At 62.8% G+C, this 15,123-nt stretch carries 19 protein-coding genes and 1 tRNA gene; 12 read left to right on the forward strand and 8 right to left on the reverse strand.

Going from position 1 to position 15,123, the window contains the following annotated elements:
- Nucleotides 1-168: 168 nt before the first annotated feature.
- On the reverse strand, nt 169-360 hold the full coding sequence (locus PQR27_RS07980) for a hypothetical protein (RefSeq protein WP_408523087.1): 192 nt from the start codon (nt 358-360) through the stop codon (nt 169-171).
- A gap of 30 nt (nt 361-390) precedes the next feature.
- On the opposite strand from PQR27_RS07980, the gene ssuD reads away from it, so the two are divergent.
- From ssuD to PQR27_RS08000, 4 genes are read left to right on the forward strand one after another with little or no spacing between them, the layout of a single operon-like run.
- A complete protein-coding gene (gene ssuD / locus PQR27_RS07985; protein ID WP_408523088.1) occupies nt 391-1,551 on the forward strand; it encodes an FMNH2-dependent alkanesulfonate monooxygenase in 1,161 nt (386 codons plus the stop codon).
- 55 nt (nt 1,552-1,606) lie between these two features.
- Complete coding sequence (gene ssuC / locus PQR27_RS07990; protein WP_408523089.1) at nt 1,607-2,431, forward strand: aliphatic sulfonate ABC transporter permease SsuC; 825 nt, start codon at nt 1,607-1,609, stop codon at nt 2,429-2,431.
- Nucleotides 2,428-3,426, forward strand: a complete 999-nt coding sequence (locus tag PQR27_RS07995; RefSeq protein WP_408523090.1) for an ATP-binding cassette domain-containing protein — start codon at nt 2,428-2,430, stop codon at nt 3,424-3,426. The genes ssuC and PQR27_RS07995 overlap by 4 nt, the downstream gene beginning before the upstream one ends.
- Before the next feature lie 47 nt (nt 3,427-3,473).
- Nucleotides 3,474-3,689: a TOBE domain-containing protein gene (locus tag PQR27_RS08000; RefSeq protein WP_011488137.1), complete on the forward strand. Its 216-nt coding sequence runs from the start codon at nt 3,474-3,476 to the stop codon at nt 3,687-3,689.
- A 57-nt stretch (nt 3,690-3,746) separates the two neighbouring features.
- Here PQR27_RS08000 and PQR27_RS08005 read toward each other — a convergent pair whose 3' ends face one another.
- Nucleotides 3,747-3,989 carry a hypothetical protein gene (locus PQR27_RS08005; protein ID WP_408525436.1) on the reverse strand — a complete coding sequence of 81 codons (243 nt, stop codon included), beginning with the start codon at nt 3,987-3,989 and terminating at the stop codon, nt 3,747-3,749.
- Nucleotides 3,990-4,220: 231 nt separating this feature from the next.
- Here PQR27_RS08005 and PQR27_RS08010 point away from each other — a divergent pair, with 231 nt between their 5' ends.
- The 3 genes from PQR27_RS08010 to PQR27_RS08020 all read left to right on the forward strand — a co-directional run bounded on the left by PQR27_RS08010 (nt 4,221) and on the right by PQR27_RS08020 (nt 5,228).
- Nucleotides 4,221-4,418 carry a hypothetical protein gene (locus tag PQR27_RS08010; protein WP_408523091.1) on the forward strand — a complete coding sequence of 66 codons (198 nt, stop codon included), beginning with the start codon at nt 4,221-4,223 and terminating at the stop codon, nt 4,416-4,418.
- A 94-nt stretch (nt 4,419-4,512) separates the two neighbouring features.
- Nucleotides 4,513-4,755 carry a DUF6566 family protein gene (locus PQR27_RS08015; RefSeq protein ID WP_408525437.1) on the forward strand — a complete coding sequence of 81 codons (243 nt, stop codon included), beginning with the start codon at nt 4,513-4,515 and terminating at the stop codon, nt 4,753-4,755.
- An 89-nt stretch (nt 4,756-4,844) separates the two neighbouring features.
- Nucleotides 4,845-5,228: a glyoxalase superfamily protein gene (locus PQR27_RS08020; RefSeq protein ID WP_408523092.1), complete on the forward strand. Its 384-nt coding sequence runs from the start codon at nt 4,845-4,847 to the stop codon at nt 5,226-5,228.
- Nucleotides 5,229-5,387: 159 nt separating this feature from the next.
- Here the strand turns inward: PQR27_RS08020 and PQR27_RS08025 are convergent, their stop codons facing one another.
- Complete coding sequence (locus PQR27_RS08025) at nt 5,388-5,654, reverse strand: hypothetical protein (protein WP_408523093.1); 267 nt, start codon at nt 5,652-5,654, stop codon at nt 5,388-5,390.
- A gap of 353 nt (nt 5,655-6,007) precedes the next feature.
- Here PQR27_RS08025 and dusA point away from each other — a divergent pair, with 353 nt between their 5' ends.
- Both dusA and PQR27_RS08035 read left to right on the forward strand, forming a co-directional pair.
- Entirely contained in the window at nt 6,008-7,009 is a 1,002-nt protein-coding gene (gene dusA, locus PQR27_RS08030; protein ID WP_408523094.1) for a tRNA dihydrouridine(20/20a) synthase DusA, read from the forward strand.
- Nucleotides 7,010-7,111: 102 nt separating this feature from the next.
- A tRNA-His gene (locus tag PQR27_RS08035) sits at nt 7,112-7,187 on the forward strand.
- A gap of 140 nt (nt 7,188-7,327) precedes the next feature.
- Here PQR27_RS08035 and PQR27_RS08040 read toward each other — a convergent pair.
- Nucleotides 7,328-7,690, reverse strand: coding sequence for a hypothetical protein (locus tag PQR27_RS08040; RefSeq protein ID WP_408523095.1), 363 nt, complete (start codon nt 7,688-7,690; stop codon nt 7,328-7,330).
- A gap of 354 nt (nt 7,691-8,044) precedes the next feature.
- Here PQR27_RS08040 and PQR27_RS08045 point away from each other — a divergent pair, with 354 nt between their 5' ends.
- Both PQR27_RS08045 and cysC read left to right on the forward strand, forming a co-directional pair.
- The gene (locus PQR27_RS08045; protein ID WP_408523096.1) at nt 8,045-9,649 is read left to right on the forward strand and encodes a tetratricopeptide repeat-containing sulfotransferase family protein; all 1,605 of its coding nucleotides are present in this window, start codon (nt 8,045-8,047) and stop codon (nt 9,647-9,649) included.
- Nucleotides 9,646-10,185 (forward strand): adenylyl-sulfate kinase, encoded by a 540-nt coding sequence (cysC, locus tag PQR27_RS08050; RefSeq protein ID WP_408523097.1) that lies wholly within the window; start codon nt 9,646-9,648, stop codon nt 10,183-10,185. Before PQR27_RS08045 ends, cysC begins: the two co-directional genes overlap by 4 nt.
- Before the next feature lie 58 nt (nt 10,186-10,243).
- Here the strand turns inward: cysC and PQR27_RS08055 are convergent, their stop codons facing one another.
- The 4 genes from PQR27_RS08055 to PQR27_RS08070 form a co-directional block, all read right to left on the reverse strand.
- Entirely contained in the window at nt 10,244-10,642 is a 399-nt protein-coding gene (locus tag PQR27_RS08055; protein ID WP_408523098.1) for a hypothetical protein, read from the reverse strand.
- Nucleotides 10,643-10,683: 41 nt separating this feature from the next.
- On the reverse strand, nt 10,684-10,896 hold the full coding sequence (locus PQR27_RS08060) for a DUF3820 family protein (protein WP_006048800.1): 213 nt from the start codon (nt 10,894-10,896) through the stop codon (nt 10,684-10,686).
- Between the two features lie 193 nt (nt 10,897-11,089).
- Nucleotides 11,090-12,373 carry an MFS transporter gene (locus PQR27_RS08065; protein ID WP_408523099.1) on the reverse strand — a complete coding sequence of 428 codons (1,284 nt, stop codon included), beginning with the start codon at nt 12,371-12,373 and terminating at the stop codon, nt 11,090-11,092.
- Nucleotides 12,374-12,426: 53 nt separating this feature from the next.
- Entirely contained in the window at nt 12,427-13,851 is a 1,425-nt protein-coding gene (locus PQR27_RS08070; protein WP_408523100.1) for a M20 family metallopeptidase, read from the reverse strand.
- Nucleotides 13,852-14,089: 238 nt separating this feature from the next.
- On the opposite strand from PQR27_RS08070, the gene PQR27_RS08075 reads away from it, so the two are divergent.
- Nucleotides 14,090-15,046: a LysR family transcriptional regulator gene (locus tag PQR27_RS08075; protein ID WP_408523101.1), complete on the forward strand. Its 957-nt coding sequence runs from the start codon at nt 14,090-14,092 to the stop codon at nt 15,044-15,046.
- Nucleotides 15,047-15,123: the final 77 nt, after the last annotated feature.

The following is a 15,123-nucleotide window of genomic DNA, read 5'->3' on the forward strand; positions in this document are numbered from 1 at the left end:
CGCGAGAACTGAGGCAGGCGTGGCTCGCGAGGCCCGCGCCGGATTATTGGAAACGTGCGCCATTATATAGAGGGGCACACGCTTTCACGCGTACATCAGGCGCAACAACCGTATGCTTTAGCGTCGGGCTAATCACGAAAGTGGAAAACCTAAGCTAAAAAAAATCGTTCAAAAGCCGCCGCCCGATCCATAGACTGTTTCTCCATGCAGACGGCAGTTGCCGCCGCCGCCCATTGAGTCGAGCGCATCTGCGCTCAGCGCAACCTTTTCCGTTTCCTTTTGCGATGCATCGCCCTGGCCGCGTGCCGGGTGATTGCGCGCGGCCGGCGTGTGCGCATTCACTCCACGCACCGTTTCCATTCAATCCAGTTTCGAAAGCAGGAGCAGCAAATGAATGTGTTCTGGTTCATTCCGACGCACGGCGACAGCCGCTATCTCGGTACGTCCCAAGGCGCACGCGCAGCGGATTACGACTACTTCCAGCAGATCGCCGTCGCCGCCGATACGCTCGGCTACGAAGGCGTGCTGCTGCCCACCGGCCGTTCATGCGAAGACGCGTGGGTCGTCGCCTCGAGCCTGATCGCCGCCACCAAACGCCTGAAGTTTCTGGTGGCGATCCGTCCGGGCATTTCATCGCCGGGTCTGGCGGCGCGTATGGCCGCCACCTTCGATCGGCTGTCGAATGGGCGTCTGCTGATCAACGTGGTGACGGGCGGCGATGCGGCCGAGCTGGAAGGCGACGGCGTGTTCGTCGATCACGACACGCGCTATGAGATCACCGACGAGTTCCTGCATATCTGGCGCCAGCTGCTTGCCGCTTCGCATACCAACGACGCGATCGAGTTCAACGGCAAGCATCTGACCTCGAAGGGCGGCAAGGCGTTGTATCCGCCGGTGCAGAACCCGCATCCGCCGCTGTGGTTCGGCGGTTCGTCGGCGGCTGCGCATGACATCGCGGGCGATCACATCGACACGTATCTGACGTGGGGCGAACCGCCTGCGGCCGTCGCGAAGAAGATCGCCGACATTCGCGCCCGCGCCGAAGCGCGTGGCCGCAAGATCAAGTTCGGCATTCGGTTCCACGTCATCGTGCGCGAGACCGAAGAAGAAGCATGGGCCGCCGCCGACAAGCTGATCAGCAAGCTCGACGACGAAACCATTTCCCGTGCGCAGGCATCGTTTTCAAAGATGGACTCCGAAGGACAGCGCCGCATGGCCGCGTTGCACGGCGGCAAGCGTGGCGGCCGCGCAGAACTCGAGGTGTATCCGAATCTGTGGGCGGGCGTGGGGCTCGTGCGCGGTGGTGCGGGAACGGCGCTGGTCGGCAATCCCGAGCAGGTCGCGGCGCTGATGAACGAGTACGCGGAGCTCGGCATCGACACCTTCATCCTGTCCGGCTATCCGCATCTCGAAGAATCGTATCGCTTCGCCGAACTCGTGTTTCCGCTGCTGCCGGGACGTCAGAGCAAGATCGCGGGTGGACCGCTGTCGGGGCCGTTCGGCGAGATCGTCGGCAACAACTATTTGCCGAAGGCGGCGAGCGCGAGCTGAATACGCGTGCCGCGTCCGTAGCGACATCCTTCGACAAGCAACAAGGAAAGCAATCATGGCTCAATCCACTGTGAGCGTGGAACGAAGTGCGGGCGCGGGCGTGCTGCGCCGCATCGGCGCGCACGTCGTGCCGTGGCTCGCGCCGCTCGCGATTCTGCTGGCGTGGGAGTTCGCCGCGCGAAGCGGCATTCTGTCGACGCGCGTGCTGCCCGAACCGCTGGCGGTGGTGAAGGCCGCATGGTCGCTGATCCAGTCCGGTGAAATGTGGGCGGATGTGAAGGTCAGCACGTGGCGCGCGGTGTCGGGTTTTGCGATCGGCGGCGGGATCGGGCTCACGCTCGGCCTCGCGACGGGTCTGTTCAAACCCGCCGAAGTCGCGCTCGACTCGACCGTGCAGATGATCCGCAACATCCCCGCGCTGGCGATGATTCCGCTCGTGATTCTGTGGTTCGGTATCGAGGAAGAAGCGAAAGTGTTTCTGGTCGCGCTGGGCGTGTTTTTTCCGGTGTACGTGAACACGTTTCACGGCATCCGCTCGGTCGATCCCAATCTGATCGAAATGGCGCGCAGTTATGGCGTGAAGGGTTTCTCGCTGTACCGGCATGTCGTGTTCCCGGGCGCGCTGCCGTCGATTCTGGTGGGCGTGCGTTTCGCTTTTGGACTGATGTGGGTCACGCTGATCGTCGCCGAAACCATTTCCGCGCAATCGGGCATCGGCTACATGACGATGAATGCCCGCGAGTTCCTGCAAACCGATGTCGTAGTGGTCGGGATCCTGCTGTACGCAGCACTCGGCAAGCTCGCCGACATGCTGGCCAAGAGCCTTGAACGCGTCTCGCTGCGCTGGCATCCGGCCTATCAACGAGGAGCGAAAGCATGAGCGCGACGACCTTTTCAGCGTCGTTCGGCGGCATCGCGGGTAGCGATCTAGAAGCCGAACTGGCTCAACCGCGCACCGTGGATCACGACGCCGACGAAGCAGCAGGACTCGATCGCGCCGATCCGGCGCACGATAAGCGCCGCGTGGGTTCGGTCCCGTCGGCGGGAGCGCTCGCGCGCAACGATGCGCGCCGTAGCGCCGACTATTCGGTCGAACTGCGCGGCGTCGGCAAACAGTATGGCGAGCGCAAGGTGCTGTCGGATTTCAACCTGTCGATCGAACGCGGCAGTTTCGTGGCGATTGTCGGCCGTAGCGGTTGCGGGAAGTCGACCTTGCTGCGGCTCGTCGCGGGCCTCGAACAGAGCACGGCGGGCGTGCTCGAAAAGCGTGCCGAAGATGGCCGCGCGCTCGACACCCGCATCATGTTTCAGGATGCGCGCCTGTTGCCCTGGAAGAGCGTGCTGCAAAACGTGATGCTGGGCCTCGGCCGCAGCGCGCGTGACGATGCACGCGCCGTGCTCGCCGAGGTTGGCCTGCTGGAGCGCGCCAATGACTGGCCCGCGCAGTTGTCCGGCGGCCAGCGTCAGCGGGTGGCGTTGGCGCGGGCGCTGGTGCACCGGCCGCAATTGCTGCTGCTGGACGAACCGCTCGGCGCGCTCGACGCGTTGACGCGCATTGAAATGCACGCGCTGATCGAACGCCTGTGGCGCGAGCATCGCTTCACCGCGCTGCTGGTGACTCACGACGTGCACGAGGCCGTGGCCTTGGGCGACCGCATTCTGCTGATCGAAGAAGGGCGCATCGCGCTCGATCAGCCGGTGCCGCTTGCGCGCCCGCGAGCGCGTACGTCGGCAGGTTTTGCCGCGCTTGAAGAACATGTGTTGCAACGCGTACTGAAGACGGCGCCGAACGACGACGCGCTGTCCCACCGCGCTGATGACGCACGTGACGAAGGCCGCTTCCGGCGGCCGACAGAGGTCCGCTGGGCCGTCTGACATCCCTTGACTGACCGTTTTCAACCGTTTCTCTGGAGCCACCCGATATGAGCATTTCCGCCATCAACGTACGTAATCAGTTCAAAGGCAAGGTCAAGGAGATCATCCGCGGACCGGTCGTGTCCGAAGTCGACGTGGATACGCCGTTCGGTATCGTCACCTCGGTGATCACCACGCGCTCGGTCGACGAGCTCGACCTGAAGGTCGGCTCGGAAGTGGTCGCGCTGGTGAAATCGACGGAGGTGTCGATCGCGCGGCTGTAAGGCACGCGCGCTGTTTTCGAGCGGTTCTTCGATGCCGATGCCGCGGCGCGCCGGCGCTTATTTGGCGTTGGCGCCGCTGGCGGGCGGCTCGTGCATCATTTTGTCGTTGGTGGATTCGCGCGGACGCTTGATCGGCATATTGTCCGGATTGCTCGCGCTGCCTGCGCCCGAGGCCGCCTCCGGCGGTTTCACCATCGACGCGGCTGCGCTTTGCTGTGCCGCGAGCACCGCCGTGCTTCCCACGCCTGATACCAGCAGCGCGGCGCCTGCCGTCAGCGCTGCCAATCCGCTTCGCTTCATCTGATCCTCCCGGGCGATGCCGCTTGCCATGTCGAGTTGCTGTCACCTTCGTCGATAGACCCGGCATTGCGCGGAAAATTCGCTTACTCGCTGTCGTTGCGGTTGCCCCTGCCGTTGCGGTTTCCGACGCCCATCGCATTGCACCTGATGCGCCGCTTCCCGCTGCGAGGCGTCTCTGCGTATGTCCCCAAAACTTGCTACGATGAATTGAGCGTCACGACGGAGACGGCCATGTCAAAGTCATTGAGTCACGAAGCGATTGAAGCCTTGCGGCGTCTGAACGATGTCGGCGTCGGACAGCCTGTGCCGAAGTTTGCGCAGACCGTCACGGCCGAGCTGCTGGCAGGCGGCCTCGCTGCCGAGGGCGGCAGCGGCGAGATCGAAATCACCTGCAACGGCCGGCAGTATCTTTCCGGCGATTGCGATTGAGCGTTCGATGAGGATTGAGACGGAGCTCGCAGCGAGCCGGTCTGGCGGCCCGCTGGAGAAGCACGGCCGCTGTCATTTCACCGCGGAGGCAAGCATGGAGCCGAAGGGCCTCGACATGGGGGACTACCAGGAGCGCTATCAGGACTACGACATCGAGGTCGCGGTCGAGCAGGTGCTGACCGGCGTCAAAGCGCATTTTCGGGTGTTGCGGGGTGACGCGGTGGTGGTCGAGTGGCGACTCGTGCATATCAACACCCTGTGGTGCACCGAACATGCCGCGGCAGAGGCGGGTTTCCGGGCGGCGCGCGAGGTGATCGATACTGGCCTCGCCGCCTAGCTGCGACCGCGTGGACCGCGTGGACCGCGTGAAACGGCCAACGCTTTCGATTAAGCTGACCGGCCTGCCCTGACTCGTTGGAGACCGCTGTGCATCTGGCGCCTGCCATTCCGATCATCCGCATCTTCTCCGAAGAGAAGGCCAAAGAGTTTTACGTGGGCTTTCTCGGTTTTACCGTCGAGTGGGAGCACCGCTTCGAGGACAATTTCCCGCTCTATGCGCAGGTGCGCCGCTCCGACCTGGTTCTGCATCTGAGCGAACATCATGGCGATGCGACCCCGGGCTCGACCATTTTCGTGCCGGTGCGGGACATCGACGCCTTGCATGCCGAGCTTCAGCGTAAGCACTACAAGTATGGAAAACCGGGCGTTGAGACGCTGCCGTGGGGAAAAGTGCTGGAAACGACCGATCCGTTCGGCAACCGGATTCGTTTCTGCGAAGCGCCGGAAGCGGACGAGAGCGGAAAGGGATAACAGCGTCAGCGCGATTCGATATGACGGCCGTATTCATGATAGACACGGCTGGCGCGTCGTAAACGGAACTGGGCGCCGGCATGAGTTCGTCATGCGCGGCGCCCAGTCCACTGCTGCAACCCGCTGTCTATTGTGTAGACAGCAGGCTCAACGACTTGCTTACTGACCGAAGAAAACCGATTGCGGGCCCGAATCCGTCTTACGCGCACCCGAGCGCGACGATGCGTTCGTCACGCCACCGTACGAGTTCGATTGCGCATCGCTGCGTTCAGCTGCGACGGTTTGCGCGTTCTGGCCTTGTTGCGAAGCCGGAGCGCCGACCGACGGACGGTAGAACGGTGCCGGGCCGTAGCCGCTAGCGAATGCGGGCGCAGCGATCGAGGCAGAAACAGCAACCAGCAGGGCGGCGATGAGCTTGGTCTTCATGGTGTGACTCCGATAAACGTTTCGATTTCAATTCAGGAAGGCGTCGCAGGGGCCGGTGGGGTGTGTCTGCAACGTCGATGGGAAGCAGTGTATACCCCTACTATCAAAAATTTGTATCGATAATTCGAAATTACTATTCTCGATACTGGAATAATCGGCCGAGCCTTTACCGGACAGGGCTCCGCGACGTTTCGACCCCATGATTCAGGCGTTTTTGCTGTTGAAAGACCCGGCTGGAGGGGCGGGTTTCGGGTGGAATTTGAGGAAATTCAGAGGGTTGCGGGCGGTGCTTCCGGATCATTTGTCCACTTGCGGTAAACTTGCGGTTTGATTCATGCCCGTCTGGCCGCCCCATGTCTTCAGCTCACACTCCCAGTCCCCGCCGCGTTTCAGTCGCTCCGATGATGGACTGGACAGATCGCCACTGCCGTTCGCTGCATCGCGTGATTTCTCGCCATACATGGCTCTACACCGAAATGGTGACCACCGGCGCGCTGCTGCACGGCGACGTGCCGCGCCACCTCGCGTTTACGCCTGAAGAAGCGCCGGTTGCCTTGCAGCTCGGCGGCAGCGAGCCTGATGATCTGGCGCGTTCGGCGAAGCTTGGCGAACAGTGGGGCTACGACGAGATCAATCTGAATTGCGGTTGTCCGTCCGAGCGCGTGCAGCGTGGTGCATTCGGCGCGTGCCTGATGAACGAGCCGCAACTCGTGGCCGACTGCGTGAAGGCCATGCGTGACGCTGTCTCGGTGCCCGTTACCGTCAAGCATCGGATCGGCGTCGATGCGGTTGAGGAGTACGGCTTTGTACGCGATTTCGTCGGCACGATCGCGGAGGCGGGCTGCAACGTGTTCGTCGTGCATGCGCGCAATGCAATTCTCAAAGGCTTGAGCCCGAAAGAGAATCGCGAGATTCCGCCACTCAAATACGAGTACGCTTACCAGTTGAAACGCGATTTTCCGCAACTGGAGATCATCATCAACGGCGGTATCAAGACGCTCGATGAAGTGGAGACGCATCTTCAGCATGTGGATGGCGTGATGCTCGGGCGTGAGGCGTATCACAACCCCTATCTGCTCGCGGATGTCGACGCGCGCTTCTATGGTTCAACCGAGGTGCCGCTTACGCGCGAGCAGGTCGAAGCGAAGCTGATCGAATACTGTGCGGCTGAAATGGCTCGGGGCACGTATCTTGGCTCGATCACACGCCATGCGCTCGGCCTCTATCGTGGTGAGGCGGGTGCACGTGGATGGCGTCGTGTTTTGTCCGATAGCAAACGCCTGGCGGCGCGCGATCTGACCATCTTCGACGAGGCAAGACAGCATCTGCGCGAGCCGGTCGAAATTTTTGAATAAAGGACTAGGCAAGCGGGATTCTTGTTCGTATAATCTCGTTTCTTCATCGACGAGCCAAGTTTCTCGGCAACGAGTCACTTGCAAGTCAAGCAGATGTCAGTGGTGGCTGTAGCTCAGTTGGTAGAGTCCAGGATTGTGATTCCTGTTGTCGTGGGTTCGAGCCCCATCAGCCACCCCAAAGAATTCTGGTAGTCACAGTTTTGCGAAACGGCGTTGTGAGAAATCACAACGCCGTTTTTGTTTTTGCGCTTCGTCATTGACGTCGTGCAATGCAAACCTATCCGCACTAACGACGCACTTACGAGCGCCGCCAACGGGTCAACGTCCACGTCCGCTGTGCCCGCCGCCGCTACTCCACGAACTGCCACCTTGGGACCCGCCGTAACCGCTTCCGTGCCAGCCGCCCCCCGAGCCACCACCGTGCCAGCCGTTAGCGCCACGCCACCCATTGCCGCCGTGCCAGTAGCCCCCGCCGTGGCCATGGTAGTAGCAGCAGGAACCTCCCCAACCGCCCCAGATGCCGATCGATCCGTAGACCGGCGCGTACGGATAGCCGTAACCGTAATAGCCGGGGTAGTAATACGGCTGCGCATAGGCGTAGTCGTATCCCGGCGCGACAGCGCAACCGGTGAGACCTGCCACCAACGCCAACACAGTCACTGACGCAACGAACCTGGCCATGATCTTCTCCCGCATTTCTGCCTGCATCTATGCTTCAGAGAAGAAAGCGTACCAGTGAGTTCAGCAGCATTTGTGTCCGCAGGTTACGGCGCGAACCCGATTGCGTGGCGTGTCTGTCGCTCATAGGCGATCCAACGCCATATCGGCCGCCAGTCCGATCATTCACCCCGTTCCTTACCGATTCATCGCGCGGTAACAGTTGGTTAACTATTTGCAACGTAACTGTAGGGCGCGGCTGATAGTTTCCCATCAGACAATTTCCCGCGTTCGGCCGAATGCGCTCAAGCCGGACGAAAACATGCATCCCGATAGCCCAGGCCGCCCCATGCGAAGCCTGCAATAACCTGGCCGCCAATGAAGCACGATCTACAGCCAGCTGCCGCATCAGACTGGCGCGCCGCGGGCGACGCCTGCGCCGCCCGCGGTGAACTGGAAGCGGCGCTCGAGCATTTCGAAACCGCCCGTTCGCTTGACCCGGCCGACGCCATCAATCACGCTCGCCTCGCCGCCACGCTTGCCGCGCTGAATCGCCTTCCTGAAGCTGTGATCCGCTATCACGCAGCGATCGCGTGCGACCCCCACGACACCGATTCGCACCACGGCCTCGGCTGGACGCTCGAACGGCTCAATCGTCTGGAGCAGGCGGTGGGCGCCTATCGCGAAGCGGTCCGCCTGAACCCGAAGGCCGATGGCTCGTACAACAACCTCGGTAACTGCCTGCAGGCGCTCGGCCGTTTCGACGAGGCGCACGAAGCGTACCGCCGTGCGATCGAGAGTGCGCCGCAGACGCCGATGTACTACCGCAATTTCGTGCAGTCGAGGCGCCTGACTGCCGACGATCCGGTGTTCGTCGCGATGGAGCAGCTCGCCGGCAACGCAGCAACGCTGTCGCCGGAGAATCAGGCGGAGATTCACTTCGCGTATGGTCAGGCGCTGTCCGATATGGGCCGCAACGACGCATCGTTCGAACACTTCCTGAAGGGCAACGCGTTGTACCGCGCCGGCGTGCGTTATGACGAAGCCGAGACGCTCGGCCTGTTCGCGCATTTGCCCGAAGTGCTGACGGCCGACGTGCTGGCGGCGAAACGCGAGCAGGGCGATGCGTCGGCGGCGCCGATTTTTATTGTCGGGATGCCGCGCTCCGGTTCGACCCTGATCGAACAGATTCTCGCGAGCCATCCGCAGGTGTTTGGGGCCGGTGAACGCACGGAGTTTGGCGAGGCGCTGGTAAACTGCATCGGCCGTCCTCTCGACGATCCGTTGCGGATCGATATCGAAGCATTGCAGGGTGTGGGCGCGACGTCATTGCGCACGCTCGGCACAGACTATCTGCACCGCATGCGCACGGCGCTGCCGGACATGCGGCGCGAAACGCCCACTGGCATGCCGCGTTACAGCCGCTTTACCGACAAATACCCGTTCAATTTCATCAACGTCGGGCTGATCCATCTGGCGCTGCCGAACGCGCGCTTCATTCATAGCAGCCGTTCGGCGGTGCCGACCTGCCTGTCGATTTTTTCGCGGATTTTCCACGACGTGCCATTCGGCTACGATCTTGGCGAGTTGGGCCGCTACTACCGCGCTTACGACGCGCTGATGGCGCATTGGCATCGCGTACTGCCTGAAGGTGTGATGATCGAAATCCGGTACGAAGAACTGGTGGAGAATTTTGAGCCCAATGTCCGGCGTTTGCTGGCGCATTGCGGTCTCGACTGGGATGAGCGTTGCCTCGCGTTTCATCAGACCTCGCGCCCGGTGAGTACGGCGAGTTCGGCTCAGGTGCGTCGTCCGCTTTACAAAACGTCGGTGCAGCGCTGGCAGCCGCAGCAGGACCTGTTGCAACCGCTGATTAATGCTCTTGGGTCAGAGCTGGCTGCCGTGGATGGTAACGCCACGCGCGAAGAGGCGTCTCGCGCGGATCACACGGCATTGGCAAGCCGTGCGGAGCGCAAGTCATGAGCGCGGCGCGCGGTGCTGTCATCTGGATGACCGGTTTGTCCGGCGCCGGCAAATCGACCCTGGCCCGCGCATTGCACGCGCGCCTCGCGGCGGCGGGGCAGCCCGCGATCGTTCTCGACGGCGACGTCATGCGTCGCGGGCTGAACGCGGACCTCGGCTTCACGCCCGAGGACCGCACCGAGAATCTGCGCCGGGTTGCGCACGTCGCGGCGCTATTCATGCAGCAGGGCTTCATCGTGATCGCCGCGGTGATCTCGCCCGAGCATCAGCATCGGCGTGCGGCGCGCGAAATCGTCGGCGACGGCTTTATCGAGGTATTCGTGAACGCGCCCTTGCGCGTGTGTGAAGCGCGTGACGCCAAAGATCTGTACGCACGCGCCCGGCGCGGCGAAATTGCGCATTTCACCGGCATTTCCGGACCATTCGACGCGCCGCTCGCACCCGACGTTGCGATCGAAACCGATCGGGTGCCGGTCGACGAGGCGGTCGGCCGTTTAATGGCGCATCTCGTTGCGAAGGGGCGCTTACCGGGGTGATCCGCCAGCATGCGAACAGGCTGCTCGAACGAGCTTTTGAGCCAGGCTGAGCCAGGCGTTAGCGCAGTAAAGCGGCCGAATGATGCAGCACAGGGTACACGCCGATGATAAACGCCGCGTAAAGCGCGGCCATCGTCACACCGGCTGCGGTGCCCCAGATATCGCGCGACGCCGCGCCCTGACGAAAATGCACCGGCAGCCCGACCACGACATATCCGATCAGAAAAAACGCGATGACTGCGTACACCGGCGAGAGGTCGTGACCGATAAATTCCAGCAGGGCGGACAGGCTGAAGTTCGTCATGAACAGGGGGGCGGTGTGACGTGCGGATAGTTGTGCAGACCGTGTAGAGCAGCGCGAGGTCTCAACCGGATTTAAGTCTATGAACCGGTGTGGCGCAAGAAAAAGACTGTATAAATTTGTACGGGCTCCAATTACCCGCACGGCGACTTTCATACTCCTTTCCCGCAATTCATCCGGCTTTCATCATACGAGTCTCAGCGCTTGCGTAAAGGCTCGATCAGCGACGACAAACCGTTGTGATCGATCTCGTGCATTAATGCCAACAGGCGTCCGATTTCGCCTGGCGGAAAGCCCTGGCTCGCAAACCAGTTTAGATAGTGACCGGGCAGGTCCGCAATCAGGCGGCCTTTATATTTCCCGTAGGGCATCACGCGCGTGACCAGCAGTTCGAGGTGTTCGGGATTCATCGCGGGTGTGTCGATACCGACGTGTGTTGTTGTGCGCGGTGACGCGTGCCGCGTCCGCTGCAGCCGCATTTTAGCCGCACTGCGGGCATGGCTGCGAATCCGGTGCCGGAACTTGCGTGCGTTTCAAGGACGCCCTGACTAGTGATTAGCGGGGCGTCCGGATTCCATCGTGGCAGGTGAGGCCGGGACGTCCTCAGCGAATCTTCAGCTTCGCCCGCACCACATACAGCGCCAGCAGACTCATCACCGCGCAGAACATCAGGTAAAAACCGGGCGCGAGTGTGTTGCCGCTCGCGTCGATTAGCCACGTGATCACGAATGGCGCGAAACCGCCGAATACCGTCACACCAATGTTGTAGCTGACCGCAAGACCCGTCGCGCGAGTTTGTGTCGGGAAAATCTCCGACATCAACGCGGGCAGCGCGCCGAAATACGTCGCCTTCAACATGCCGATCCAGATCAGCGCCAGCAGCATCGTCGCAAACGATGGGTGCGCATTCATATACACGAAGGTCGGGTAGACCGTCACCAGCATCAGCACCGCGGCGGCGGCCATGATGCGGATGCGTCCCCTGCTGTCGGACCAGTGGCCGGCGAACGGTGTCAGCACGGTCAGCACGACCCCCGTGGCGAGCGTGGCCGCAAAACCGGTCGAGGCGGGCAGATGCAGTTGCTTGATCGCATACGTGGGCATGTACAGGATCATGTAGTTAGCCGCCGTCGAAATCACCAGCGAGCCGACGGCCAGCAGCATGCGCAACTTCTGCGTGCCGAACAGATCGCGCAGGGGCGTGCGGGTTTTCGGCTCCGCGTCGAATTCGGCGCCTTCGTCGACGTAACGGCGAATGTAGAAACCCACCGGGCCGATCGCGAGACCGAAGAAGAACGGAATGCGCCATCCCCAGGATTCGAGCTGCGCTGTCGAGAGCTGGCTCGTCAACAGCGCACCGAAACCGGAAGCCAGCAGCGTCGCGAGACCCTGACTCGCGAATTGCCAACTGCCCATGAAGCCGCGCCGCTCGGGGGCGTGTTCGACCAGAAACGCGGTAGAAGCGCCGAACTCGCCACCCGCCGAAAACCCCTGAATCAGTCGCGATACCAGAATGCCGACCGGTGCCCACAGTCCGATCGCCGCGTAAGCTGGCATGACGGCGATCGTCAATGTGCCGATCATCATCAGCCCGATCGACAGCAGTAGCGACGCCTTGCGTCCGGCGCGGTCGGCGAGCGAGCCTAGCACGAGCCCGCCGAGCGGCCGGATCAGATAGGAGATGCCGAAGGTGCCGAGCGTGAGCATCAGCGAAATCGCTTCGGTGCGCGCCGGAAAGAACAGCTTCGCGATCGTGACCGCGAAGAATCCGTAGACGACGAGGTCGAACCATTCGAGCGCATTGCCGATCGACGCCGCGAGAATGATGCGAGGGACCTTCGCGGCGGTAGGCCGCGCGGCGCTGGCTTGCAAGGCGGACGTGCTCATCGTGGGCGGGCCCTTATGACAGATACGGAAGACGGCGGAATCGATGGACCCGTTCAGGCGGTGGCGGCCGTTGGGGTTGCCACTGCCGTTGCCGCTGCGCGCGGCGAGTTGTCGCCGAGATCCCAGAAGAGCCCCGCCATGATCTGCAGGCCTTCGCGCACGACCGGTCCGAGCAGATGCTCGTTCGGCGCGTGCTGAGAGCACGCAGGATAAGAATGCGGGACCCAGATGGTCGGCAGGCCGAGGGTGTCGGCGAATACTTCATTGGGCAGCGTGCCGCCCAGGTTCGGCAGCACGGCGGTCTGCTTGCCGGTGGTTTCTTCGAGCGATGCGATGGCCCATGTGACCCACGCATCGTCCGGATTCAGACGCGTGGCAGGCGCGCCGCGCTCGACGTCGATCTCGACCAGCGAGAAGCCATGCGCGTCCAGATGCGTGCGCAGATGCTGTTCGATGTTCTCCCAGTCGGTGCCGACCACGAAGCGCAACTGGCAGTGCGCGAAAGCCGATGACGGAATCGCGTTGACGGGATTCTCGGGATTGCCCGCCTTGAAGGCCAGCACTTCGAAACTGTTCCAGCCGAACACACGCTCGGGCGGCGTGAGGCCGGGCTCGCCCCAGTTCTCGTCGACAGCCGGATCGCCCGGGCCGCCGCCGACCGTGATATCGGCCAGTGCGCGGCGCACTGCGTCGGGAATCGGCGGCGGACGCAGGCCGTCGACGGCGATCACGCCGCGCGCATCGACCAGGCTTGCGAGCGCGTTGGCCAGCACTGTCGCCGGATTGCGCAGCAGACCGCCCCAATTACCCGAATGATGCGCGCCGTCGCGCAGGTTCAGCGAGAGCCTGAAGTTCACCGAGCCGCGCGAGCCGAGGAAGATGGTGGGGCGGCGCGCGGCGAGGCGCGGGCCGTCGGAGGCGATCAGCACGTCGGCGGCCAGTTCCTGTTTGTACGTGCGGCAGATCGCACCGAGCCCCGGCGAGCCGGTTTCCTCGCCCATCTCGATCAGCAGTTTTGCGTTGAAGCCCAGCTTGCCCTCGCGCGCGGCCAGCACGCTCGCGAGCGCGGCGAGATTGATGGTGTGCTGACCTTTGTTGTCGGCGGTGCCGCGGCCATACCAGCGCTCGCCTTCGACCGTCACGGCCCACGGCGTCAGCGGTGCGCGCCATTGGGTGTCGTAGCCGCGCACCACGTCGCCGTGACCGTAGATCAGCACGGTCGGCAAGTGGTCGCCTTCGTGGCGGCTGGCGAGCAGGAACGGTCCAAAGCCTTCTGCCGGGTTATCGACGATGCGCGTGGTGAAGCCGAGCCCTTGTGCTTCGGGCGTAATTTCGTCGGTGAGGTACGAGAGCAGGGTGGCGGCGCGGCCGTCTTCCTGACTCTCGGTACGAAAGCCGACGCGGCGGTCGAGGTCCTTGAGAAAGGCGCCCGATTCGAAATGCCGGGTTGCGTGTTCGATGGCCTGGTGGCGGCTCATATTCGTCTCCGATGTGGGGTGCGAGGTGGGCACGCGACGCGCTACGTGGAACGCCGGCTTCGCGGGCCCTGACCTGAACCGATTCTAGGAGGCCGTTTTTTTTGTCACAATGATCGTGTTTCGAAGCTTGCGTTGCCAAAAAGGCAAAGCGTGGCGGGTCTGCGCAAATCCGCATACGGCCCACACATGACCGCATATGGCCGCATATGGCCGCTCAGGGCGGGATAGGGCATCTCTCATGGCACTTTCACTACACGGCATTGCGTTGCGCTATTTCGTTGAGGTCGCGCGGACCGGGTCGATCAGCGACGCGTCCGCGCGGCTGCATGTGGCCGTGTCGGCGATCAGCCGGCAGATTGCGCGGCTCGAGGGCGATCTTGGCGTGGCGCTGTTCGAGCGACGCCCGCGTGGCATGGCGCTCTCCGAGGCCGGCGAGCGGCTTCTGGCCTACGCGCAGCGCAGTCTGCTGGAGGCTGAGCATGTGATGAAGGAGATTGGCGGCATCGAGGCGTTGCACGGCAGCATGATCAAGGTCGCCAGTTCGGAGGGGTTCGCCGCGGATTTTTTGCCCACCGCGATGGCTGGGTTCCGCAGCCAGTATCCCGGGATCGACTTCACGCTTCTGGTGATGTCACCGGGCGAGGCCACCCGCCGGGTCCGCGACGGCGACGCCGACCTCGCGCTGACGTTCAGCCTTGCGCCTGAAAAGGGCGTCAAGGTTGAACACACGGAGCGGGCGCCGGTGCTGGCACTGCTGCGTGCCGATCATCCGCTGGCTGCGCGCGCGAAGGTGTCGCTCGCCGACTTGCAGCGCTATCCACTGGTGCTGCCGGAGCCGGGCACGACGATTCGTCAGTTGATCGACATTACCTGCGCACTGGAGGGCGTGCTGCTCGAGCCTGACTTCACCTGCAACAACAGCGGCGCGATGTACCGCTACGCGCAGAAATCGGGTGCCATCATGTTCACCGGCCTGCTCTCCGTGCGCGACCGTTACGTGGACGACGGCTTCGTCGTGATGCCGTTGAGTCATCCGCAGATGCGCCAGCGCAGCATCCAGGTGCAGACGATGGCGGGCCGCGAGTTGCCGCCGTCGGTCAGGGCGTTTCGCGACCATCTGATCGCGCAGATCGGCGGCGCGAAGCCGGCTGAGGCCGCGGCGTCGAAGCCCGCTCGCAGGCGCCGCACGATCTGATGGCTTAGCCGGGATGCGGCGTTTGAAATGGTAGGCTCGCGGCACGGTGAGCCGGTGGAGCGGCTGGAGGCGATGCG

Source organism: Paraburkholderia fungorum (assembly GCF_046027215.1).
Lineage (GTDB): Bacteria > Pseudomonadota > Gammaproteobacteria > Burkholderiales > Burkholderiaceae > Paraburkholderia > Paraburkholderia fungorum_D.

Bases quoted from the DNA above. Each gene is read 5' to 3' on its own strand.
- PQR27_RS07980 (WP_408523087.1), bottom strand. From the start codon at position 360: ATGGAAACGGTGCGTGGAGTGAATGCGCACACGCCGGCCGCGCGCAAT.
- ssuD (WP_408523088.1), top strand. From the start codon at position 391: ATGAATGTGTTCTGGTTCATTCCGACGCACGGCGACAGCCGCTATCTC.
- ssuC (WP_408523089.1), top strand. From the start codon at position 1,607: ATGGCTCAATCCACTGTGAGCGTGGAACGAAGTGCGGGCGCGGGCGTG.
- PQR27_RS07995 (WP_408523090.1), top strand. From the start codon at position 2,428: ATGAGCGCGACGACCTTTTCAGCGTCGTTCGGCGGCATCGCGGGTAGC.
- PQR27_RS08000 (WP_011488137.1), top strand. From the start codon at position 3,474: ATGAGCATTTCCGCCATCAACGTACGTAATCAGTTCAAAGGCAAGGTC.
- PQR27_RS08005 (WP_408525436.1), bottom strand. From the start codon at position 3,989: ATGAAGCGAAGCGGATTGGCAGCGCTGACGGCAGGCGCCGCGCTGCTG.
- PQR27_RS08010 (WP_408523091.1), top strand. From the start codon at position 4,221: ATGTCAAAGTCATTGAGTCACGAAGCGATTGAAGCCTTGCGGCGTCTG.
- PQR27_RS08015 (WP_408525437.1), top strand. From the start codon at position 4,513: ATGGAGCCGAAGGGCCTCGACATGGGGGACTACCAGGAGCGCTATCAG.
- PQR27_RS08025 (WP_408523093.1), bottom strand. From the start codon at position 5,654: ATGAAGACCAAGCTCATCGCCGCCCTGCTGGTTGCTGTTTCTGCCTCG.
- dusA (WP_408523094.1), top strand. From the start codon at position 6,008: ATGTCTTCAGCTCACACTCCCAGTCCCCGCCGCGTTTCAGTCGCTCCG.
- PQR27_RS08040 (WP_408523095.1), bottom strand. From the start codon at position 7,690: ATGGCCAGGTTCGTTGCGTCAGTGACTGTGTTGGCGTTGGTGGCAGGT.
- PQR27_RS08045 (WP_408523096.1), top strand. From the start codon at position 8,045: ATGAAGCACGATCTACAGCCAGCTGCCGCATCAGACTGGCGCGCCGCG.
- cysC (WP_408523097.1), top strand. From the start codon at position 9,646: ATGAGCGCGGCGCGCGGTGCTGTCATCTGGATGACCGGTTTGTCCGGC.
- PQR27_RS08055 (WP_408523098.1), bottom strand. From the start codon at position 10,642: ATGAAAGTCGCCGTGCGGGTAATTGGAGCCCGTACAAATTTATACAGT.
- PQR27_RS08060 (WP_006048800.1), bottom strand. From the start codon at position 10,896: ATGAATCCCGAACACCTCGAACTGCTGGTCACGCGCGTGATGCCCTAC.
- PQR27_RS08065 (WP_408523099.1), bottom strand. From the start codon at position 12,373: ATGAGCACGTCCGCCTTGCAAGCCAGCGCCGCGCGGCCTACCGCCGCG.
- PQR27_RS08070 (WP_408523100.1), bottom strand. From the start codon at position 13,851: ATGAGCCGCCACCAGGCCATCGAACACGCAACCCGGCATTTCGAATCG.
- PQR27_RS08075 (WP_408523101.1), top strand. From the start codon at position 14,090: ATGGCACTTTCACTACACGGCATTGCGTTGCGCTATTTCGTTGAGGTC.